Annotated in this window: 18 protein-coding genes; 8 read left to right on the top strand and 10 right to left on the bottom strand. The window is 62.9% G+C overall.

Annotated elements, in window-relative coordinates:
- Nucleotides 1-120: 120 nt before the first annotated feature.
- Nucleotides 121-1,041 (top strand): 2-hydroxyacid dehydrogenase, encoded by a 921-nt coding sequence (locus tag J2805_RS12200; RefSeq protein ID WP_309976480.1) that lies wholly within the window; start codon nt 121-123, stop codon nt 1,039-1,041.
- A gap of 32 nt (nt 1,042-1,073) precedes the next feature.
- Here J2805_RS12200 and J2805_RS12195 read toward each other — a convergent pair whose 3' ends face one another.
- The gene (locus tag J2805_RS12195) at nt 1,074-1,430 is read right to left on the bottom strand and encodes a VOC family protein (RefSeq protein ID WP_309976478.1); all 357 of its coding nucleotides are present in this window, start codon (nt 1,428-1,430) and stop codon (nt 1,074-1,076) included.
- Nucleotides 1,431-1,459: 29 nt separating this feature from the next.
- Between J2805_RS12195 and J2805_RS12190 the strand changes: the two genes are divergently transcribed.
- Nucleotides 1,460-1,840, top strand: coding sequence for a RidA family protein (locus tag J2805_RS12190; protein WP_309976476.1), 381 nt, complete (start codon nt 1,460-1,462; stop codon nt 1,838-1,840).
- A gap of 6 nt (nt 1,841-1,846) precedes the next feature.
- Here J2805_RS12190 and J2805_RS12185 read toward each other — a convergent pair whose 3' ends face one another.
- The 4 genes from J2805_RS12185 to J2805_RS12170 all read right to left on the bottom strand — a co-directional run bounded on the left by J2805_RS12185 (nt 1,847) and on the right by J2805_RS12170 (nt 4,311).
- Nucleotides 1,847-2,695 carry a PhzF family phenazine biosynthesis protein gene (locus tag J2805_RS12185; RefSeq protein ID WP_309976474.1) on the bottom strand — a complete coding sequence of 283 codons (849 nt, stop codon included), beginning with the start codon at nt 2,693-2,695 and terminating at the stop codon, nt 1,847-1,849.
- A gap of 108 nt (nt 2,696-2,803) precedes the next feature.
- On the bottom strand, nt 2,804-3,259 hold the full coding sequence (locus J2805_RS12180) for a group II truncated hemoglobin (protein WP_309976471.1): 456 nt from the start codon (nt 3,257-3,259) through the stop codon (nt 2,804-2,806).
- A 48-nt stretch (nt 3,260-3,307) separates the two neighbouring features.
- Complete coding sequence (locus J2805_RS12175; RefSeq protein WP_309976469.1) at nt 3,308-3,622, bottom strand: AzlD domain-containing protein; 315 nt, start codon at nt 3,620-3,622, stop codon at nt 3,308-3,310.
- A complete protein-coding gene (locus tag J2805_RS12170; RefSeq protein WP_309976468.1) occupies nt 3,619-4,311 on the bottom strand; it encodes an AzlC family ABC transporter permease in 693 nt (230 codons plus the stop codon). The genes J2805_RS12175 and J2805_RS12170 overlap by 4 nt, the downstream gene beginning before the upstream one ends.
- A 74-nt stretch (nt 4,312-4,385) precedes the next feature.
- Between J2805_RS12170 and J2805_RS12165 the strand changes: the two genes are divergently transcribed.
- On the top strand, nt 4,386-4,946 hold the full coding sequence (locus tag J2805_RS12165; protein WP_309976465.1) for a helix-turn-helix domain-containing protein: 561 nt from the start codon (nt 4,386-4,388) through the stop codon (nt 4,944-4,946).
- Nucleotides 4,947-4,971: 25 nt separating this feature from the next.
- Here the strand turns inward: J2805_RS12165 and J2805_RS12160 are convergent, their stop codons facing one another.
- Genes J2805_RS12160 through J2805_RS12150 form a run of 3 tightly spaced genes read right to left on the bottom strand, consistent with a single transcriptional unit; the run spans nt 4,972 to nt 6,315 of the window.
- Nucleotides 4,972-5,292, bottom strand: a complete 321-nt coding sequence (locus J2805_RS12160; RefSeq protein WP_309976463.1) for a DMT family transporter — start codon at nt 5,290-5,292, stop codon at nt 4,972-4,974.
- Entirely contained in the window at nt 5,289-5,645 is a 357-nt protein-coding gene (locus tag J2805_RS12155) for a DMT family transporter (RefSeq protein WP_309976461.1), read from the bottom strand. Before J2805_RS12155 ends, J2805_RS12160 begins: the two co-directional genes overlap by 4 nt.
- A gap of 31 nt (nt 5,646-5,676) precedes the next feature.
- Nucleotides 5,677-6,315: an isochorismatase family protein gene (locus J2805_RS12150; protein ID WP_309976459.1), complete on the bottom strand. Its 639-nt coding sequence runs from the start codon at nt 6,313-6,315 to the stop codon at nt 5,677-5,679.
- Between the two features lie 135 nt (nt 6,316-6,450).
- Here J2805_RS12150 and J2805_RS12145 point away from each other — a divergent pair, with 135 nt between their 5' ends.
- On the top strand, nt 6,451-7,416 hold the full coding sequence (locus J2805_RS12145) for a GlxA family transcriptional regulator (protein ID WP_309976457.1): 966 nt from the start codon (nt 6,451-6,453) through the stop codon (nt 7,414-7,416).
- 102 nt (nt 7,417-7,518) lie between these two features.
- On the opposite strand, the gene katG is transcribed toward J2805_RS12145, so the two are convergent.
- Complete coding sequence (gene katG / locus J2805_RS12140) at nt 7,519-9,813, bottom strand: catalase/peroxidase HPI (protein ID WP_309976455.1); 2,295 nt, start codon at nt 9,811-9,813, stop codon at nt 7,519-7,521.
- Between the two features lie 131 nt (nt 9,814-9,944).
- Here katG and dtd point away from each other — a divergent pair, with 131 nt between their 5' ends.
- The 3 genes from dtd (at nt 9,945) to J2805_RS12125 (ending at nt 14,398) form a co-directional block, all read left to right on the top strand.
- Nucleotides 9,945-10,397 (top strand): D-aminoacyl-tRNA deacylase, encoded by a 453-nt coding sequence (dtd, locus tag J2805_RS12135; protein WP_309976453.1) that lies wholly within the window; start codon nt 9,945-9,947, stop codon nt 10,395-10,397.
- Nucleotides 10,398-10,613: 216 nt separating this feature from the next.
- Nucleotides 10,614-12,362: an ABC transporter ATP-binding protein gene (locus J2805_RS12130; protein WP_309976451.1), complete on the top strand. Its 1,749-nt coding sequence runs from the start codon at nt 10,614-10,616 to the stop codon at nt 12,360-12,362.
- Nucleotides 12,359-14,398 carry an ABC transporter ATP-binding protein gene (locus J2805_RS12125; protein WP_309976449.1) on the top strand — a complete coding sequence of 680 codons (2,040 nt, stop codon included), beginning with the start codon at nt 12,359-12,361 and terminating at the stop codon, nt 14,396-14,398. The genes J2805_RS12130 and J2805_RS12125 overlap by 4 nt, the downstream gene beginning before the upstream one ends.
- Nucleotides 14,399-14,988: 590 nt before the next feature.
- Here J2805_RS12125 and J2805_RS12120 read toward each other — a convergent pair.
- On the bottom strand, nt 14,989-16,650 hold the full coding sequence (locus tag J2805_RS12120; protein ID WP_396134325.1) for an ATP-dependent nuclease: 1,662 nt from the start codon (nt 16,648-16,650) through the stop codon (nt 14,989-14,991).
- 827 nt (nt 16,651-17,477) lie between these two features.
- Between J2805_RS12120 and J2805_RS12115 the strand changes: the two genes are divergently transcribed.
- The gene (locus tag J2805_RS12115) at nt 17,478-21,008 is read left to right on the top strand and encodes an SIR2 family protein (protein ID WP_309976447.1); all 3,531 of its coding nucleotides are present in this window, start codon (nt 17,478-17,480) and stop codon (nt 21,006-21,008) included.
- Nucleotides 21,009-21,142: the final 134 nt, after the last annotated feature.

The following is a 21,142-nucleotide window of genomic DNA, read 5'->3' as shown; positions in this document are numbered from 1 at the left end:
GCCATCTTCGCCGAGCTGGCTCAAGGCGGGTTCCGTTAGGCTGGCAGCAAAAGAACCCTCCCGGCAGGCCGCGCTTCCGTCGCGTCAGCCTGCCGGAGCCGACGATGCAGTTGGAGAATTATGCCGCGGAAGATCACTGTCAGCCTGCCGGACGCCGTACTTCGTGAGTACCTGACGCCGCACCCGGACGTCACCGTTGTTGAGTGGGACTTCACGGGCGAGCCGCCGCAGCCGCAGATCGACATTGTGGTTCCGCCTTACATGGGAGGAACGCGAATCCTGCGGAGCCTCGAGGCGGTGGAGACCACCCTGGTGCAGAGCCAGTCAATCGGCTACGACGGCGTGGCGGACTCGCTCCCGGAAGGCCGGGTTTTCGCCAACGCCGCCGGAGTGCATGAGACCTCCACCGCGGAACTGGTTCTCGCCATGATCCTGGCCAGCCAACGCGAGCTCCCGAGGCATATCCGGAACCAGCAGGAGGGCCTGTGGGAAGCCCGGCCCACCGCCAGCCTCGCTGACCGCCGCGTCCTCATCGTGGGCTACGGCGGCGTGGGCAAGGCGATCGAGCAGCGGCTCATCCCGTTCGAAACGAGCGTGACCCGGGTGGCCAGCCGGCCGCGGACGGACGGGAACGGCGCCATCCACGGAATTGCCGAGCTGCCGGAGCTGCTGCCGGACCACGACATTGTGGTGGTGGGCGTTCCGCTCAGCGACGCCACTCGGCACCTTGTGGACGACGACTTCCTTGCAGCAATGCCCGACGGCGCGCTGCTGGTCAACGTGGCCAGGGGGCCGGTGGCGGATACGGATGCACTGGTCCACCACACGGCCACGGGACGGATCCGCGCGGCCCTGGACGTGACGGATCCCGAGCCGCTGCCCAAGGACCACCCGCTGTGGGGTACGCCCGGCGTCATCATCACCCCGCACGTGGGCGGGGCCAGCTCCGCGATGCGTCCGAGGATGGGACGCCTGCTGCAGCGGCAGATCGACCTCATGCTGGCAGGGGAGCCGCCGGTGAACGTGGTGCTCGGCGGCTAGGCGCGGATGGCGCCGTCAAATCCGGGAAAAAGTCATCCGGCTGCCGCTGAGCGTACAACGCACCACTCGTTGCCTTCCGGATCCTGCAGTACTTGGAACGTGCCCACAGTGTCTATATGGATCTTGCCGATCCTGACGGCTCCCAAGGCTTCGGCGGCGTCAGTGGCTGCCGGCACATCCTCCACGTGCACGTCTATGTGGAGCCGGTTCTTCCCCTGTTTGTTCTCGGGCACTCGTTGGAAGGCCAGCCGCGTCCATCCCGGCGGATCGATGAAGGACCACGCATCGCTTCGATGCACTGGTTCGCCACCGAGGACCGAGGACCAGAACTCCGCAAGTGCGGCCGGGTTTTGGCAATCCACTACTACCTCATCAACGCGTCCAATCATTTTCTGAGCCTACTGCCCCGAAGGAAACCATGCCCCGTCATCACTTCAGTCCGCAGCTCCACCAGTCCACAGCCCCGTTCTCGCACTACATTGAACACGTAAATGTCGGATACACCGCAGGCATCATCGGCCAGCGCCGCGATACCGGAGAGCTGGTCTCAGACGACGTCTCCCAGCAGTGCGACACGATGCTGACCAATCTCCAGATCTTGTTGGAGGAACAGGGACTGACGCTGAGCAATGTGCTGCGCACGACTGTCTATCTGACTGATTATCAGGACTTCGAAGCCATCAACGGCGTGTATGCTCGGCGCCTGCAGGAACCGTATCCAGTCCGCACGACTATTCAGGTAGCCGCTCTTCCATTAGGGGCCAAGGTACAGATTGATTCAGTCGTTGCTGTTCCCTGAGTGCACCTACAGCGAAACGCGGCCGCTGACTACCGTGCGGCTGGTCCCGCCAACCCAGACGCTCTCATCCTCAACGGTGACGGTCAGCAGGCCGCCGCGTCCCAGGACCGTTCCTTGCTGGACGGTGTAATCGCCGTCCACCACTCCCTCGCCGAGGAGCCACTGCGCCAGGCCTGCGTTAAGGCTGCCGGTTACCGGGTCTTCGGGAACGCTGAACCCGGGCACGAACGCGCGCACCTCATAGTCCGCCGGCCCTGCCTCCGCGTAGCTTCCGATCACGCCGACGCAGAGCTGGTCCATCAGCCCGAAGTCGGGCTGCAGCTCCAGCACCTGCTCTGCTGACGCCAGCCGGATCCCAATCCAGCCCGGGCCGTTGTCCACCCAGTTGCTGCCCAGGACATCCGCGGCGTCGATGCCCAGGCTGGCGATGGCCTGTTCCAGCACCGCCGGTTCAACCGGGCCGGACCGGATCAGCGGCGGGGCGGCGAAGGCCAGGTCCGCATCGGTACGGCGGATGGTCACCAGGCCTGCCTCACATTCCTGCACAAGTTCGCCGTCGCGGCGGGGCTGGCCGCCCTTGTCCAGCCAGGCGTGGGCGGAACCCAGGGTGGGATGCCCGGCAAACGGGAGTTCGGCCGCCGGGGTGAAGATCCTCAGCCTGTAGTCCGCGTCCGGGTGGGTCGGCTTCTGCAGGAACGTGGTCTCGGACAGATTGGTCCAGTTCGCGAAGCTCTGCATCTGTTCGGTGGACAGGCCTTCGGCGTCATGCACGACGGCGACCGGGTTCCCGGCCTTGGGGCCGGGGGCAAAGACGTCTACCTGGGAGAAGGGATATTCGTTCACAACGGTGGGCATGCTGGTCCGTCTCTTGATGTCGGGGAACTCCGCCGGGAGTGCTTACCCGTCCACGGTAGGCGGGCGCGAATTACGCGCACCATAGCCAATTCCGGAAAGTGGCCTTGTTCAGCTTTCGCCGGCCAGCCCGTCCCACGACCACTTGGGCATGGACAGCCCGTCCGGCACGTCATCCGCGGACCGCTCGTACCGGGACATCGTGGTGTTCGTGGCCCATGCGAAATAGTCGAGCAGCACCCAGTGAAGCCGCGTATCGGAGGCAAGCCCGACGTCCGTCAGTGCCTGGTCGAAGCAGGCGATGGCCCTGCGGTCCATCTCCTCGTGCGGCCCGTTGCCGCTGTGGATCCGCACCACCGATGTCTCGTCGCCATAGGAGCCGGAGTAGCCCGGCGGCCCGCCCACGGCCTCCGCCCAGTAGGCGGCGAGCCGTCGGCTGTGATCGGGATGGAATCCGTGGCTGAAGGCATGGCTGACCATCTCGTCGGCCATAACCCGGGCATGCCAGGCATTGGCCAGCCTCAGGAAAAAGTCGGCACCGCCGGCAGCCTCATAGACGCTCTGCATGGTGCAACGATGGCACGGCGCGGCGATCTGTGGAAGGACGGGCCAGCGTCAGCCCAACCCCGCGAACCTGAGCCCCGCAGTCACCGCCACCGCGGACCCGACAATCACCAGGAACGGCGCCTTGATCCAGCTGAGGACGGCGGCCACCGCGGCGCCGCCGATCAGGGCCCCGCCGGCGAGTTCGCCGTCGTGAAAGGTTCCGGACCGGGCGGCGACCGCCGCCAGCAGCACCACGGACGCCACTTCCAGGGTCCGTTGCAGGGCGGGCGGGGGCGTCCATTTCTTGCGGAGCAGCGGGCCGGTGGCCCTGAACGCGTAGGTTCCGACGGCAAGGAGGGCGATCGCCCCGAGGAGTTCGGTCATGAAGTGTGCTCCGGTTCGGTGGTGGCGGGACGCCAGGGACGGGCGACGGCGACCGCGGCCAGGGAGAGCAGCTCCGGCAGCCCGGCGGGAAGGAACGACGCCGTCGCAACAGTGATCGCCGCGCCCAGCACCACCGCGGTAGTAAGGGGAGCGCCGCCTTCCCGTGCTTTCGGAATTACCAGCGCGAGGATCATGGCGGGGAACACGGCGTCGAGGCCCCAACGGTCCAGATCACCGAGGAAGGCGCCGAGCCAGGTTCCAAGTGCCGTCCCGAGCGGCCAGACGAGGACGATGCCCACACCGCACGCCCAGAAACCAATGCGCCGTACGGCGGGGCTGTTCCCGGCCAGGGCGAAGGACGTGGACTCGTCGTTGATGGCGTGTGCTCCGAGGATGGAGGGGAGGCCGTGCCCCATGAGCGGGGCAACCTGGAAGCCGAACGGAACGTGCCGGGCGTTGACCAGCAGACCGGCCGCGGCGGCCAGCCACGGGCTGCCGCCCACGCCGATGATGGCGACGAACATCATCTCCGAGGCGCCCGCCACTACTGCAATGGACAACAGAACCGGGATCCACCACGGCAGGCCGTAGTCGACGGCCAGTGCACCGTAAGAGATTCCCAGGATCCCGCCGGCCAGGCAGACCACCGCCACGGAGCGAAGGAGCGAATGCAGCTCTGTTCGGTTCATCGTCTTCATGTTCAATAGAATGAACGCGTACACTGGAGCCTGTTAAGCCGAACGATCGACCGTTGGAGCGAACAGTGACCGAGCAGAGCAAGGCGCCGCTGAAGGCGATTGCGGCGGCCATCAGGCGGCACCGTGAAGCCGCCGGGCTGTCGCTGACGGAGGCCGCCCGCCGCGCCCAGATTGCGAAATCCACGCTGTCCCAGCTGGAGTCCGGCGTCGGCAATCCCAGCGTTGAAACGCTCTGGGCGCTGGCCCTGGCCCTGGACGTGTCCTTCACCGACCTGGTGGACCCGCCGCGCGCCGGCGTGGTGATCATGCGCGCCGGTGAGGGCGAGCCGGTCCGCTCGGAGCACTCCGACTACGCCATCACCCTGCTGGCGCATGCCCCGGCCGGCTCGCGCCGGGACCTGTACAAGCTGGCTGCGGAACCCGGGCCCGCCAGGGAATCAGAGCCCCACACGCCCGGGACCATTGAGCACGTCATCCTGACCGCGGGCTCTGCGAAGGTGGGTCCCTCCGGTGCCCCGGCCACGCTTCATGCCGGGGACTACATCAGCTACCCCGGCGACGCGCCGCACATTTTTGAAGCGCTGGAAGCCGGGACAACCGCGGTCATGATCGACGAACACCGCTGAGCTCCAGACTAACCACTGGGCCTGCTTAGTGGACGGCGCCAAGTTCGATGAGCAGGACGCCGCCGATGATGAGGCCGAGCCCCAGCATCATGACGGGCGTGATCCTCTCCTTGAAGAAGACACGGCTTCCCAGTGCGGTCAGGGCGACGCCGGCGGCTGCCCAGGTGCCGTACGCAACCCCCAGGCTCATTCCCTGGTCCAGGGTCAGGGTGAGGAGGGCAAACGCCAGGAAATACCCGACGCCCACCGGTATGTACCAGCGGCGCTTGCCGGTGGAGGCGACACGCAGGAACAAGGTGGCGGTCACCTCGGTAAGGATGGCCCCTGCCAGCAGCAGCCACATCATGAGCTGGCCATTTCCTTTGCCGGCTCTTCGGCAGGCGTTTGGTGCGATCCGAGTTCAACGCAGAGGACCCCGCCGATGACCATGGCCACCCCCACCAGCATGACCGGGGTCAGTATTTCGCCGAAGAGGAGGGCTGCCAGCAGCACCGTGAGGGTTACGCCCAGCGCAGCCCAGATGCCGTAGGCGACCCCCAGGCCAAGGCCTTTGCGGAGGACCGCCGCGAGGAAACCGAAGGAAGCGGTGTAGCCGAGGACAACAACAATGAAGAAGGCAGGATGATCCAGGGCAGCCTTCAGGGAAAGGGACGCAGTCACCTCACTGATGATCGCGCCGGCCAGAAGAATCCACTTCATTCAATAAGTCCTTGAGAGTTGTTGGGCCTGGTTATGCCTGGGGGACCAGTCTGGAGCCGGCCACCGCTGAGCTGCCGAGGTCACTCCTTGTCAGAGCCTGCCGGCTGTCCAGCGCCTCGGTCCATGTAGCAGTATCCGCCACCGCTGCCCAGTTCGAGTTCAGCAAGGTCAGGAGTGTCGTGTGGACCGTCTTTGCGTCAGCGAAGCCTGCGTCGTTGGCGAGGTTGATGGCCCCTGTGGCATCGGAGAGAACCTCGGTGCTGAAGCCCAGGAACTCTGCCTCCACGGCTGAGGCGAGCACGCAGTTGTTGGTCATGTAGCCCGCCAGGGTGACCGTGTCGACGTCGTGCTGGCGCAGCCAGGCGGCGAGGTCCGTGTCGGCGTACACGGACCCGTATTGTTTGACCACGGGCTTCCATGCGGCGGTCCTGCGGCGTTCAATTTCCGGGTGCAGGCCGAACTCCGGCGTGCCGGGCGCAAAGACCGGCGCACCCTCGCCTGCGGAGTGCTGAATCACGGCGATGGGAATGCCCGCGGCCGTGGCAGCGTCCACTGCCCGCGCAATCGTGGGCAGCGACTCCTGGTGGGGCGGGTACTGGATCTCGAGCGGGCCGCCGAAGTACTGCTGCTGCACGTCGATGAGGATGAGGGCGCGGCGGGGGCTGGTCATGGTCTTGGTTCTCCTGATAGTTTGCAGGCCGCCTTCTGGCGGCTTCTCCAGTCTTCCTGCTGCCGACCAAAGCCAACAGTGGCACGAAGGCGCATATACGATGGAATCAGGCCAATATCCGGGAAGAGGTGCAGGATGAGGATCGCGGTGTACGCCTTCAACGGGGCAACCATGTTTCACCTCGCCGTTCCACAGATGGTTTTTGACGAGGTGGCCCGCCAAGGCCTTGCCGGGTGGGAGACGGTTCTCTTTTCTGACCAGGCAGGCGAGATAACAACCGCCGAGGGGTATCGGTTGGGCGGAGTGAAGGGGCCCGAGGCCGCGGATAGGGCGGACATTGTGGTGGTGCCGTCATGGTTCGACGACGGGCGCATGCTCGGCGATTCGCTGCGGCGTGTGCTCCAAGGGGCGCATGTCCGGGGCGTGCCGATTTTGGGGTTGTGCCTTGGCGCGATCCCGGTGGCGGACGCGGGGCTGCTCGCGGGACGCCGGGCCGTCACGCACTGGCAGGCGTTCGATTCCCTTGCGGTGCGGCACCCCGATGTCCCGTTGGACCAGTCTGTGCTGTATATCGACCATGGTGACGTCCTGACATCGGCCGGCACCGCCTCTGCACTGGACGCCTGCCTGCACGTGGTGCGCTCCCGGCTGGGGGCGGAAGCGGCGAACCAGGTGGCGCGCAGCCTGGTCATTGCTCCGCATCGTGAGGGCGGTCAGGCGCAGTACATTGAGCGCCCGGTGCCACAGCGCTCCACGGATGACCCGATCTCACTCCTGCTGGAGTGGGCCTTGGCCCACCTTGGTGAACCCCTCACCATTGACCGGCTCGCGGCCCAAGCACATTTGAGCCGCCGCACGTTTGTCCGTGCCTTCCGGGCAGCGACGGGGACGACGCCGGCAGCCTGGATCCGCGCCCGCCGCCTCGACGCAGCCCGGCGGCTGCTCGAGACCACCGACCTGTCGGTGGACCAGATCTCTGCCGACTGCGGATTCGGCAATGCCGTTACCCTGCGGCAGAACTTCGCTGCCGCCTTCTCCACGACGCCCACGGAATATCGGCGCCGTTTTGACGCCCGGAGTGGGGCACCGTCGCCACTTTGATCACGTCGTGATACGGGACCTGCGGGCTGAAGCAACGGGAGGAAATGCTCCGGGCCGGCCGCGTCTGCAGCCGGCCCGGAAGCATCATTCGGTAAGCCGGGTTCAGCTCAGATCGAAGCGGTCCAGTTCCATGACCTTCACCCAGGCGGCCACGAATTCGTTGACGAACTTCTCCCGGCCGTCATCGCTCGCATAAACCTCGGCCAGTGCCCGGAGCTGGGAGTTGGAGCCGAAGACGAGGTCCACGGGCGTGGCGGTCCACTTCGTCTCGCCGGTGGTCACGTCGCTGATCTCGTAGACGTTCTCCTCGCCCTCCGACGCTTTCCACTTGGTCCCCGGCGCGAGCAGGTTCACGAAGAAGTCGTTGGTCAGCGTCTGGGGCCGGTCGGTGAGGACGCCGTGGGCGGAACCTCCGACGTTGGTCCCGAGGGCGCGCATGCCGCCGACGAGCACAGTCATCTCCGGTGCGGAGAGGTCCAGCAGATACGCCTTGTCCAGCAGGAGGGTCTCCGGCTGGAGCTTCTCGCCGGCGCGCACATAGTTGCGGAACCCGTCCGCCCGCGGCTTCAGATACTGGAAGGACTCGACGTCGGTCTGGTCCTGGGCGGCGTCGGCCCGTCCCGGACGGAACGGCACGGTGACGGCGAAACCGGCATCCTGTGCGGCCTTCTCCACTGCCGCGCAGCCGCCGAGGACGATCAGGTCTGCCAGCGAGACCTTCTTGCCGTTGGCCTGGGCGGAGTTGAACTGCTGCTGCACCCTCTCAAGCGCCTGCACCGCCGTCGAGAGCTGCTCGGGTTCGTTGACCTCCCAGCCGCGCTGCGGTTCCAGCCGGATGCGCGCACCGTTGGCGCCGCCGCGCTTGTCGGTCTTGCGGTAGGTGGACGCAGCCGCCCACGCCGTGCCGGCAAGCTGCGAGACTGACAGGCCCGAGTCCAGCAGCTGCGCCTTGAGCGAGGCGATGTCCTGCTCGTTGATCAGTTCGTGGTCTACCGCCGGGACAGGGTCCTGCCAGAGCTGGGCCTCCGGGACCCACGGGCCGAGCATATGCGGACCGACGGGGCCCATGTCGCGGTGCAGCAGTTTGTACCAGGCCTTCGCGAACGCGAGCGCGAAATCGTCCGGGTTCTCCAGGAAGCGCCGCCCGATTTCGCCGTAGATCGGGTCGAAGCGCAGCGACAGGTCAGTTGTCAGCATGGTGGGGCGGTGCTTTTTCGCCGGGTCATGCGCGTCCGGGATGATCTCCGGGGCATCCTTGGCAACCCACTGGTGCGCGCCCGCCGGGCTCTTGACAAGCTCCCACTCGTTCTCGAACAGGATCTCCAGGAAGCGGTTGCTCCACTGGGTGGGCCGGTCCGTCCACGTGACCTCAAGGCCTGAGGTGATCGCGTCGCCGCCCTTGCCGCTGCCGTAGCTGCTGATCCAACCGAGGCCCTGCTCCTCCAGGTTTGCGGCCTCCGGCTCGGGGCCGACGTGCGCATCGGCGTCGCCGGCGCCATGGGTCTTGCCGAACGTGTGGCCGCCGGCGATCAGCGCGAACGTTTCTTCGTCGTTCATCGCCATGCGCTTGAAGGTCTCCCGGATGAATGCTGCCGCGAGTTTGGGATCCGGGTTGCCCATCGGCCCCTCGGGGTTGACGTAGATCAGGCCCATCTCGGTGGAGCCCACCTCCTCCGCCATCTGTCCTTCGCCGATGTAGCGCTCATCGCCGAGCCAGGTGTCCTCCGGCCCCCAGAAAATCTCCTCGGGCTCCCACACGTCCTCGCGGCCGAAAGCGAAGCCAAAGGTCTTGAAGCCCATGGATTCGAGCGCGACGTTTCCGGCGAGGACCAGCAGGTCGGCCCAGGAAAGCTTTTGGCCGTACTTCTGCTTGACCGGCCACAGCAGCCGCCGGGCCTTGTCCAGGTTGGCGTTGTCCGGCCAGCTGTTCAGCGGGGCGAACCGCTGGCTGCCGTCCCCGGCGCCGCCGCGGCCGTCCTGGGCGCGGTAGGTGCCGGCGGCGTGCCAGCTCAACCGGATCATCAGGCCGCCGTAATGGCCGAAGTCCGCGGGCCACCAGTCCTGGGAGGTGGTCAAGACCTGGGTGATGTCCTGTTTGAGGGCCTCGACGTCGAGCTTCTGGAACTCTTCCCGGTAGCTGAACGTGGGGCCGAGCGGGTTGCCCGCCTGGTTGTGGGCGTGGAGCACGGAGAGGTCCAGCTGGTTGGGCCACCAGTCTGCGACGGTCCGCGGCCGGTGCCCCTTGGGTTGCGGCGAGTCGATCGCCGGGTTCTCACTCTCGCTGCCGTGCGAGGTCACGCTGCCGCGGTCCACAGGGCATCCGCCCTCAACCTTGCGGTCCAGGCCTTGGGCACTTCCGGGTGTGGGGACCGGGGGATGGTCCTGGTGGTCGGTCATGTGCTTCCTTCCATATGGCCGAGGCCGTGGTCGGACTCGGGCGGCCGGTTCAACCTTCCCATTTGACCACGACCGGACGTCACGGGGGAGGGGCAATTCAAACCGGCTCCCGGACCCGTTAGGGTTGATCCGTGCGAGCCATCCTTCAGCGGGTCACCCGCGCCGAGGTCACTGTCGACGGCGAAACAGTAGGGTCTATCGACCGCCCGGGACTCGTCGTCCTGGCCGGGGTAACCCACACGGACACTACGGACGATGCGGTTGCCCTCGCCGCCAAGATCTGGACCCTGCGGATCCTTGACGGCGAGAGGTCATGCGCCGAGCAGAACGGCCCCTTGCTGGTGGTCAGCCAGTTCACGCTGTATGCGGACACCAGGCGTGGGCGGCGCCCTTCCTGGTCGGACGCGGCGCCAGCGGACACCAGCGAGCCCTTGATTGAACACCTGGTTAATTCCCTGCGCGGGCTTGGGGCGGAGGTGTCCACCGGGCGGTTCGGGACCATGATGCAACTGTCCCTGGTCAATGACGGACCGTTCACGATCAGCCTCGACACCGCCGATTTTTCAGCTCCCCGCCGCGGCTGAGCAAACCCGGCGGTCCCCGCCGCTGGCCACCCGGCTGGTGGCCCACGCCCGGCGGTACGTCGCCGAAAAAACGTGGGGCACCGCGGCACTGAGGGCGGCGAATACGCTGTGGGAGAACCCGCCCACTTCTCCCGGCCGCCTACTGGTTGCCCCCAGCAACCGGACGTAAACTGACCTTCGCATCACGTTCCGTGAGCTCTGGACCAGGAGCCGCTTTTGCTCTGGAAACTGCTTGTTGAATACCTGCGGCCGCACCGGCCGCTGCTGATCGCCGTCGTGGTTTTCCAGCTGGCGCAGTCCATCGCGTCGCTGTACCTGCCCACGCTGAACGCGGACATCATCGACGAGGGCGTGGCCAAGGGGGATACCGGCGTTATCCTCAGCCTGGGCGGCCTGATGCTGGGGATCACGCTGCTGCAGATCATCTGCGCCGTGATCGCCGTGTACTTCGGGGCGAAGGCCGCCATGGGCGCGGGCCGGGACCTGCGCGGCGCCATCTTTGCCCGGGTGGGGGAGTTCTCCGAGCAGGAAGTCACCAAGTTCGGCGCTCCCAGCCTGATCACCCGGTCCACCAACGACGTCCAGCAGGTCCAGCAGCTGGTGCTGATGGGCGCCACCATGATGGTGGCCGCTCCCATGCTCGCGATCGGTGGGGTGATCATGGCCGTCCGGCAGGATGTGCAGCTGTCCTGGCTGATTGCGGTGGCCGTGCCTGTGCTGCTGATCGGGGTGGGCCTGATCATCATCAGGATGGTGCCGCTGTTCCGGAAGATGCAGAAGCGGATCGACACCGTGAACCGGGTGCTCCGCGAGCAGCTCACCGGCATCCGGGTGGTGCGCGCCTTCGTCCGTGAGGACATCGAGACCGCCCGCTTCGCCCAGGCCAACGAGGACGTCACGGACACCGCGCTGCGCGCCGGCCGGCTGATGGCGCTTGCGTTCCCCGTGGTGATGCTGGTGCTGAACATCTCCAGCGTGGCGGTGATCTGGTTCGGCTCGTTCCGGATCGAGGAAGGCTCCATGCAGGTGGGCACTCTCATCGCGTTCCTGAGCTACCTGATGCAGATCCTGATGTCCGTCATGATGGCCACCTTCATGGCCGTGATGATCCCGCGCGCCGCCGTTTCCGCGGACCGGATCGGCGAGGTGCTGGGCACCGAGTCCAGCGTCCGGCCGCCGAAGAAGCCTGTCAGCAGCGCCGTTTCTTCGGATGGGCGGCGCCGCGGCGAACTGGAAATGCTCGACGCCGGATTCGCCTACCCGGGTGCCGACCAGCCCGTCCTCTCCGGGATCAGCTTCACGGCCAGGGCAGGGCAGACGACGGCGATCATTGGAAGCACCGGTGCCGGAAAAACCACGCTGGTGAACCTCATGCCGCGGCTGTTCGACGCCACCACCGGCTCGGTCCGGATCGACGGCGTGGACGTGCGCGAGCTGCACCCGGACCTGCTCTGGGGGCACATCGGACTGGTGCCGCAGCGGCCGTACCTGTTCACCGGCACGGTCCGCAGCAACCTGTTGTACGGCAAACCGGACGCCACCGAGGAGGAGCTTTGGGACGCGCTGGGCATTGCGCAGGCGCGCGACTTCGTGGAGGACATGGAGGGCGGGCTGGATGCGCCCATCTCCCAGGGCGGCACCAATGTCTCCGGCGGGCAGCGGCAGCGGCTGGCCATCGCCCGGGCCCTGGTGAAGCGGCCCGAGCTGTACATCTTTGACGACTCGTTCTCCTCGCTGGACACCGGCACCGACGCCCGGCTGCGGCAGGCCCTCAAGCGCAGCACCGCCGGCGCCACGATGGTGATCATCGCCCAGCGCGTGTCCAGCATCGCGGACGCGGACCAGATATTGGTGCTCGACGACGGCAGGATCGTGGGGCGCGGAACGCACACCGAGCTGCTGGAGACTTCGGAGACGTACCAGGAGATTGTCTCGTCCCAGCTGGCAGCGGAGGAGACGGTATGAGCGCGCCGCACCGGCCGGCGTCGGGCGCGTCCCGCACGGCCGCCCCCGGCGGAACCGCACCCGCCGCACAACCCGGGACTGCCGCCGTCGTCCGCATTCCCCGCCCGGGGCGTGGACCTGGCCAGGGCGGCCCGTTCGGCGGGATGAACATCCCGGCGGAGAAGGCGATGAACTTCGGGCCGTCGGCGAAACGGCTGCTGGGCACGCTGCGGCCGGAGCGGGCGTGGCTGCTGCTGGTGCTGGTCATGGGCATCGCCAGCGTGGCGCTCTCGGTGATCGGGCCGCGGCTGCTGGGGGAGGGCACCAACCTGATCTTCGCCGGGGTGGTGTCGCGGGAGCTGCCCGCCGGGATGACCAAGGCGGAGCTGATCGCGCAGCTGCGGGCCGCGGGGGAGAACCAGAAAGCAGACATGCTGACGCCCATGGCGCTGACGCCCGGCGCGGGGATCGACTTTGCGGCGCTGTCCAACGTGCTGCTGTGGGCGCTGGTGCTGTACGTGCTGGCGTCGGCGTTTATGTGGGTGCAGGCATATGTGCTGAACGGGGTGGTGCAGCGGACGGTGTTCGGGCTGCGCGAGGACATCGAGGCGAAGATCAACCGGCTGCCGCTGCGGTATTTCGATTCCATCCAGCGCGGTGAGCTGCTGAGCCGGGTGACGAACGACGTGGACAACATCTCGCAGAGCCTGCAGCAGTCCATCAGCCAGGCCGTCACGTCGGTGCTGACCGTGCTGGGTGTGCTGGTGATGATGGTGATCCTCTCGCCCACGCTGGCGCTGATCGCGCTGGTGACCATTCCGTTGACGCTGGGGATCACGGCGCTGATCGCCAAGCGCTCGCAGAAGCTGTTCGTGGCGCAGTGGAAGCACACGGGGGAGCTGAACGGGCAGATCGAGGAGACGTACACCGGGCACGCGCTGGTGAAGGTGTTCGGCCGGCAGCGCGAGGTGGAGGAGCGGTTCCGGCAGAAGAACGTGGAGCTGTATGACGCCAGCTTCGGCGCGCAGTTCATTTCGGGGCTGATCATGCCGGCCATGACGTTCATCGGGAACCTGGTGTACGTGGGGATCGCCGTGGTGGGCGGCCTGCAGGTGGCGTCCGGGGCGATGCAGCTGGGCGATGTGCAGGCGTTCATCCAGTACTCGCGGCAGTTCACCATGCCGCTGGCGCAGCTGGGGTCCATGGCCAACCTGCTGCAGTCCGGGGTGGCGTCGGCCGAGCGGGTGTTCTCGTTGTTGGACGAGGACGAACAGTCGCCGGATCCGTCTCCCGGTTCGTCGCCGCACGGCGGTCGCGGGCGGCTGGTGTTCGAGAACGTCTCGTTCTCCTACTCGCCGGACAAGCCGCTGATCTCGGACCTGAGCCTGGTGGCGGAGCCGGGGCAGACGGTGGCGATCGTGGGGCCGACCGGGGCGGGCAAGACCACGCTGGTGAACCTGATGATGCGGTTCTACGAAATAGATGCGGGACGGATAACGCTCGACGGCGTGGACGTCACCGCGATGACGCGGTACGAGCTGCGCTCGCGACTGGGGATGGTGCTGCAGGATACGTGGCTGTTCGGCGGCTCGATCCGGGACAACATTGCGTACGGCCGGCCTTTGGCTTCCGAGGACGAGATCCTAGAGGCGGCCCGGGCGACCTACGTGGACCGGTTCGTGCACTCGCTGCCGGAGGGCTACGACACGGTGCTGGAGGACGAGGGCTCCAATGTGTCCGCCGGTGAGAAGCAGTTGCTCACGATTGCCCGCGCGTTCCTGGCGAGGCCGTCGGTGCTGATCCTGGACGAGGCGACGTCTTCAGTGGATACGCGGACCGAGGTGCTGGTGCAGAAGGCGATGAGCGCGCTGCGGAGTGACCGCACTTCGTTTGTCATTGCGCATCGCCTGTCCACCATCCGCGACGCCGACCTCATCCTGGTGATGGAGGCCGGACAGATCGTGGAGCAGGGGACACACGCTTCGTTGCTGGCTGCGGGTGGGGCTTATACGCGGCTGTATGAGGCGCAGTTCGCGGCTCCTGTGGCGGAGGTTTAGTTCTGCTAACGCTCTATGGCAGGATTCAGGGATGAATCCCATGGATGTAGTTATTGAAGAATCTCGGCTAAACCGAACAGTTGTGATAACTGCCCTGGAGTCCGACGGAAGTATCGAGTCCCGAGAAATAGAGGCTTACAGCATCAGGCCGGGGGGTAAGGGGAAAGGTCCTCGTCTCTATGGGTGGTGCTTGCTCCGAGATGATCTTAGAAGCTGGACAATAGCTAACATAGCTTCGGCGGAAGCTACAGGAAAAGCTTTCCAGCCGCGGTGGCCTATCGAGCTATAATCGCCAAGGCGACGATTCCCAAGCCGTAATCTGAGGATATTGTCAGAGGTCTGTGCCATTCTTCTGGAATCGACAGTCCTTTGAATCTGAGGAACGCAAGAATGACGAGCACCGAAAAGATACCCTCTGCACGGCTTCGCCACAGTTCTCCACCGAGTCCTGATGGTTGCCGCTGGTGTGGTCATCAGTCGTACTGTCACGGGTTTCGATACTGCGGTTCGGCAGGAACACACGGATGGGAACCGCCAACTGCTGCACAGCGGAAGGCGCGCCTGATGGCGCGCCTTCGTGGACGCAGACGTTAGTTCGCGAGTTCCAGGAGGGCCTGGAAGTGGTCTCTAAGTTCTCTTGGGACGTCGGACGCTGAACTGAGGCTCAGTGCCATCTCCGTGGTCAGTTGCTGTTTACGAGTCGGCCCCTGAAGGCTTCCTTCCTTGAACATAAGCAGTAGAGCATCGCTAAACTTTTTGGATGATCGAAGTTCCTGTACGTTTATGGGTTCCCATGGAACGCCATCTTTGTGCGGCCACTTCGCGTTGGCTACCTCAGCCCACTGTTCATCGGTAAAGGTATCTTCAAACTCAGCCGGGTTGCCGATATAGTACGCGTGTTTATTGGGGTCTAGCCCCTTCTCCATCAATTTCTTGTCCGAAAAAACGTTCCTGTTGGCTGTTTTCGAGTCCGAGTCGATAATGAATGCAACTTGGCGTGCGTGTTCGACAAGAAATTTTGCGAAGTCGGTCGCACCCTCATTGTTTCTACACGCCCAAAGCGCAATGCCACACGACTCAAGATGGCTTCCAGTCGCGAGTTTGAATAGTACGGGGAACGCACTCAGCTCAGAAACGCCCTCAACCCCCACAAATATTCTTTCGTGTAGGAGCACAGTATTGCGAAGTCCCAAGGAAGCAGCAACGGCGCCCAAATGGCGTCCAACGTCGGAGTCATCGGCCAGCATGTCGACAACAGTCCGGTGGCCTTGGTGCTTGACGTGAACCACATCGCTGATGTCCACTCCGTCAATTAGATTCATTGAATGTGTGGCGACAATCATTCGAACATTTGGCAACTCGCACTGCTCCCTAAGCAGCTTCATCAGCTCCCGTTGGTGGGCGTAGTCCAGGTGTGTATCAGGCTCGTCGTAGAGAAGGACAACATCGCCGGCACCCGGGCCGCCAATAAGCCCTTTGGTGTATTCCCAGACAGCTAAAGCGACGCGTCGCGCCCGTCCGGCGCCTGCTTCACCAAGCCCGATCCCTTCTCCAGCACGAGCCGTGACGCTTACCTGTGTGGCTTTCAAGCCCGTCGTAAAACTGACATCAGGGATAATGGAGACGTCTCCTATGTCGGAACATCTGTCCATGATGTGTTGCCGGATATTAGAAGCGTCCTTCGTCAGCTTCTCTTGAAGGTCCAATTCCAGTGTGCTGATCTTGCCTTTCAGTTCTGCGTCGGAAGCATGAGCGTCGTACGCCGCTTGTAATGCGGTTTTGATCGCATATTCTGCGTCGTTCTGTCCTACCGGCTCAAAGCGTAGTACCGCCGGGAGTGCCTTGATGACCGCAGGCGGTGCAGTTTCCCATGCCCATTCTTTTGCACCCTCCGAGGCGGCCCTCTCCAAAGCAGGAAGCAGGGCGGTCCTCGTTTGTTTGTCGGCAGTGACGCTCAGTTCTGCTGCGAGTTTCTTAACATCTTCGGCATTTAGGCCGTGAAAATTTCGGAGACGTTCATCCACAGGGCGCTCTTGCATGATTTCAAAAAGCGCGTTGCCTCCTGCTTGAAAACGACGTCGCATGCAAATGGTCGGTGCGAGACTGAGATCGCTCTGCTCTTGCTTCGAAAGTTCGAACCTACCCTCGACGCATGTCTCCGCAACGCGCTTATTACCGCCATCAATGCTATCGGTTTTTAGGGCGAGGGATTCCTCCGTTTTCGGGTCGTCTCCCGGATCAAGGTACGTCATATCGCGTTCATTGGGTGGATACTTGTTCAGGAGGAACCGTACAGCATCCAATGTTGCTGACTTGCCTGCGTCATTGTGTCCGGTCAGCAAAGTCGGATTGCGAATCGGTAGGTTCAATAGTGTGTCAATCGAACGAAATCCATGGATCGACACAGATTGCAGCTTCACTTGGTTCCCAATCTTAGAGCAGAACGGTTAACAAAACATACTGATTTTACTGGATGTTCACGACAGGAGCGGCGCCGATAATCGGTGCGGCGATAGGGTATTTGAGCACTGACTCGTAGAAGTAATTGCGCTCCGCGTTATGTCAGACATCTGAGACTCTCCTTTCAAATCCCGTGCGGAAACTTGGGAAGCGAATCACCTTCACCCCAGCCAATTGTCTACATTTCTGCTGTCCGGCGAGACCCAGTAAACACTTGGCATTCGCTCCTTCTGTCGCCTGATTCTGAGACGGCAGCCTCACCCTGTTTTGGTCTCGCGTACAACGACTCCGAGCATGACCGCCCGCGCTCCGACACACCTGAGTAAGCTTGACCCGCGTCAAGGCAGAGCTATAGCTGGGGACGGTGAGTTGCTACTGGTGGATGGTGAGCTGCGGATCCCCCATGACGTGGAAGGAGTCCGGCCCGGCACCGCCCCTTGAGACTCTACCTTTGATGCGCTCCAGGACCTGGCGCGAACCAAGGCGACTTGTGTATGACCGTCAGCAAGGCATCATCTCCAATCCAGAGGATATTTGAAGGTCGATTTAGGATTGTGAGAAGCAGGCCCAATGAGACGTATGGCATCATCACCTAATCCGACTGCCAGAAGGACACGTAATGCACTTTTCTGGGGTGGATATCCCACTCGATCTGTTGGAAGCGCATGAGGAAGGCAGGCTGGTCCTGTTTGTTGGCGCGGGAGCCTCCATGGCGCGACCGACCAACCTGCCGAGCTTCACTGGACTCGCGGCAGAATTGGCGGCGGAGTTTGGGGCTAGTTTGCGGGACGACGCTGAGCCGGAGGACATAGTGCTAGGCAGGCTTGACGACCGCGAGCACACCGATGTGCACGCGAGCGTCCACCGACACATTTCAAAGGCGAAACAAGGAAATTCGCTGCACACTGCCTTGGCCCGGCTGGCGAAAGCAAGCAAGGCCGTGAGAATCGTAACGACAAACTATGACCCTTTTCTGTCTCTGGCGCTTGCAAGAGATGATGTAAGTTTCGAAGAGTTTCATGCCCCGGCTTTGCCAATGGGCGATGACTTTGAAGGGATTGTCTACTTACATGGATCACTGAAGCAGCATCCAAGGCAACTGGTGGTTACGGACAAGGACTTCGGTCGCGCTTACTTAAGTGACGCTTGGGCGGCCAGGTTTTTGGAGCGAATGTTCAGCGAATATGTGGTCTGTTTCATTGGCTACAGTCACAAGGATGTAGTGCTGTCATATTTGGCTCGAGGGCTCCGACCACGGTCAAAACGTTATGCATTCACGTCCGAGGGTGACGCTGCTTCCTCACGGTGGTCAAGTCTAGGCATCTCACCCATACATTATGAGGGTGCAAACGAGCACCGCCAAATGTCGGCGTGCATCGAAAAGTGGGGCAATTGGGCAGGCTCCGGTCTGATCGATCGGCACCAGTTGGTGAGCGACCTGGCCGGAAGTTCCCCGTCGGGAATCCCTGATGAAGATGACTTTCTCGAAAGAGCCATACGGGACACCGTTCTCATGCGAGCATTCTGCGACCGTGCCCGAGGTCTGGAATGGTTGCAATGGGTTGCGAACAGGGAAGTCTTCACGTCGATTGTCCAGAATTCTGCAGAACCCCTTTTAGTCAGCCAGCATTTGATTGCGGATTGGTTCGCCGAAAACTATGGGGTCTCCGATGATCATTCACTAACAGCGCTTGCGATACTCCGACGGTCAGCAAGGCGGCCAAACGTGGTCCTATGGAGAGCTATATGTCGAGCTCTCCAAAGAGTAGATGAACCCAGGAATTGGATCACGTTGTGGACGCTCTGGCTGCTGGATAACTTCGATGCCACCGCCCCCGGGGCAACAGAGGACCTAGCAGGGCTGCTCGCTGAGGCCAATGCCCTCACCGAAACTGACGTTTTAATGATTCTGGAAGCGCTCCTGATGCCACGGCCGCGGGCTTCCGCTGGTGTACTGGGCGACAGAATCGAGTACGTGGTCGAGGTTGGAGACTTTTGGCTTGAACAAATTGCCAACAAGCACTTCGGAACTCCTCTTGAAGAGTCGACGGCCGTGGCTGCTTTGCCTATCCTTGAAGCCAGCCTTGAGCGTGTCTTCCTGAGAAACCGCGTCGCCTCCGGGCCCCATTTCGATGCGTGGTCTTTTCGCAGAGAGGCCGTCGAGAGTGTGGGACCCAATTTCAGGGAGGAGACTTCAGACTTTGTCATAGATCTGGCTAGGGACTGCCTAGATGCACTTATCGCTGCCGAACACGTAGAGCTCGACCTGATTCTGCGTAAGTGGACGAACAGCGATGTTCCGCTCTTGCGCCGCCTCGCCGTGTACGGGTGGACCCGCCGAACTGACATTTCCGATACGGCAAGGCTGGCTTGGGTGCTCGATAAGAAGTTGCTCTTTGAGGCGGACATTCACCACGAATTGTTTGCTCTCGTTGCATCGGTTTTACCGACCGCCGGCAGCGACACCTACACCCGTCTGCTCGATGAAGTTCTTCACGGACCAGATAGCAAAGAGCAGCCGTCCCATGATTACGAAGTCTTTCGACACTTGGTTTGGATCACCCGTTTGGATCCTGCTTCTATTCGCGCGGCCGACGCGCTGACTGCGCTTAAGAAAAAACATCCTGATTTTAGTGAACCAGAGCATCCTGACATGACGGGGTATCAGACAGACGTGCGATGGTCCACCGCAGAGGACGAGGCGCCATGGGGAGAGCAGGAGCTGCACGACTTAGTCCGAAAAGACCCAAAGGCGGCCGCTCAAGAGATAAGGATGCATCAGAGCAAGAAGGAATCGTTAGATCCATATTCCTGGTGGGGAGCTTCGACCCGCATAGCGACCGTTGTCTCCCGCTGGCCGGAGGACGGATTCCTGCTTTTGGACCACTTCCGCCACGACTCACGTACTTTGAAGGCCGTCATCGAAGGATGGGCGGGAGTTCACAAACAGGAACCTTTGGCGGGAAAAATACTTCAGACACTTGTAGACCTCGACTTATCAGAGCACGGAGTTGCGGTCGCGGTACTTTTGGCTCCGAGGGCGACAAATCAGACGCCAGGCCCGCCATGGCATGAGTTCCCCGATGCCAGGGACCTTGCCCTCCGGACATGGGAACATCTTCCCCGTATACCGAAAACGAGCAGCTCGGATCCCGTCTTCGAGGCGATCAACAGCCCTGAGGGGAAGTTGGCGGAGTTCTGGATTGAAGCAATCAGACATGATTGGCGAAAGCTCAAGGATGATTGGGACGGCGTTGGCGGCCGGGAGCGTGAGGCGCTGGACGCGATTCTCGACCCCGATTCTCTGCGCCAGCTCATGGCGTGGCCGGTGCTTTTGTACCGTCTCCGATTCCTGTATTCGGCGGACCCTATGTGGACAAAGTTCGCTATCTTGCCTCTTCTAGACTGGAATTCCTCCCCCTTCTTCGCCGCCGGTGCTTGGTCGGTACTGCTCCAATCGGGGGGTGTGAATCAGGCGTTGTTGGAAGGAGGGCTTAAAGAGGGGTTAGTAGCTACAGCTCGGCGAGTCTCAGATTTGACTGAAGGGGGTCAGCGCCAGTTCAGCAGCATTGTCGCCTCTGTGATGGTTCATAGTCTCTGGTCGGGCCAAACAAAATTGCAGTGGCTGCTCGATCTAACCTCGTCCTCATCGGCCGACTCCTGCGCTGCCTTCGTGTCGGCCATTCACATTGAGTTGGGCAAGGGCACCCGTGATCTGGTGGACCGATCATGGAATGACTGGATGAAGCCTTACATGAAAGCTCGTATGGAAGGGAGGCCTAGAGGCGCTTCGCCGAAGGAGGCAACGGCCTTGGCAGAATGGGTCGATGTTCTATCGAAGACTGAGAGCATACAAAAAGCAGTTGAAGTTATCTGTACCATGCCGGCTGGCTTCAAAGCTCTCCTGCCCAGACTCCGCAAGATGACTGACGACCGGATTCGCCTTGCGCCCCGCGCTTTTGCGCAGCTCTTGGCACACCTATTAGGCAATTCTTCGTCACCTCAGCACATTGGGCAAGAGCTCGAGCGCGTTTACATGACGCTCGTTCACCTTGACAGAGTAGAAGTTGATGACCTTCTCAAGATCCGCGAGGAGGCGCTGAGACTGGGTGTACACAATGCACCCGCATGGCCCGTCCCCGACCGTTGATCCCCAGCCTTGCGATGTAGGCGCCTTCGGACGATGAGTGATTCCTTCGTGCGGTTATCCGCCAGCGAGCCAAACGGGTTTCCAGGAGGCGCACGAATGCCCCAATCCCCGTCGTAGTACACAGAAACAGGCGC

Source organism: Arthrobacter oryzae (assembly GCF_031454875.1).
GTDB lineage: Bacteria > Actinomycetota > Actinomycetes > Actinomycetales > Micrococcaceae > Arthrobacter > Arthrobacter oryzae_D.
The sequence above is the reverse complement of the archived record's forward strand: the minus strand, read 5'-3'. Positions and strand labels throughout refer to the sequence as shown.

Excerpts from the sequence above, each read along its gene's own strand:
- J2805_RS12200 (WP_309976480.1), top strand. The coding sequence starts at position 121 with ATGCCGCGGAAGATCACTGTCAGCCTGCCGGACGCCGTACTTCGTGAG.
- J2805_RS12195 (WP_309976478.1), bottom strand. The coding sequence starts at position 1,430 with ATGATTGGACGCGTTGATGAGGTAGTAGTGGATTGCCAAAACCCGGCC.
- J2805_RS12190 (WP_309976476.1), top strand. The coding sequence starts at position 1,460 with ATGCCCCGTCATCACTTCAGTCCGCAGCTCCACCAGTCCACAGCCCCG.
- J2805_RS12185 (WP_309976474.1), bottom strand. The coding sequence starts at position 2,695 with ATGCCCACCGTTGTGAACGAATATCCCTTCTCCCAGGTAGACGTCTTT.
- J2805_RS12180 (WP_309976471.1), bottom strand. The coding sequence starts at position 3,259 with ATGCAGAGCGTCTATGAGGCTGCCGGCGGTGCCGACTTTTTCCTGAGG.
- J2805_RS12175 (WP_309976469.1), bottom strand. The coding sequence starts at position 3,622 with ATGACCGAACTCCTCGGGGCGATCGCCCTCCTTGCCGTCGGAACCTAC.
- J2805_RS12170 (WP_309976468.1), bottom strand. The coding sequence starts at position 4,311 with ATGAACCGAACAGAGCTGCATTCGCTCCTTCGCTCCGTGGCGGTGGTC.
- J2805_RS12160 (WP_309976463.1), bottom strand. The coding sequence starts at position 5,292 with ATGATGTGGCTGCTGCTGGCAGGGGCCATCCTTACCGAGGTGACCGCC.
- J2805_RS12155 (WP_309976461.1), bottom strand. The coding sequence starts at position 5,645 with ATGAAGTGGATTCTTCTGGCCGGCGCGATCATCAGTGAGGTGACTGCG.
- J2805_RS12150 (WP_309976459.1), bottom strand. The coding sequence starts at position 6,315 with ATGACCAGCCCCCGCCGCGCCCTCATCCTCATCGACGTGCAGCAGCAG.
- J2805_RS12145 (WP_309976457.1), top strand. The coding sequence starts at position 6,451 with ATGAGGATCGCGGTGTACGCCTTCAACGGGGCAACCATGTTTCACCTC.
- katG (WP_309976455.1), bottom strand. The coding sequence starts at position 9,813 with ATGACCGACCACCAGGACCATCCCCCGGTCCCCACACCCGGAAGTGCC.
- J2805_RS12125 (WP_309976449.1), top strand. The coding sequence starts at position 12,359 with ATGAGCGCGCCGCACCGGCCGGCGTCGGGCGCGTCCCGCACGGCCGCC.
- J2805_RS12120 (WP_396134325.1), bottom strand. The coding sequence starts at position 16,650 with ATGACGTACCTTGATCCGGGAGACGACCCGAAAACGGAGGAATCCCTC.
- J2805_RS12115 (WP_309976447.1), top strand. The coding sequence starts at position 17,478 with ATGCACTTTTCTGGGGTGGATATCCCACTCGATCTGTTGGAAGCGCAT.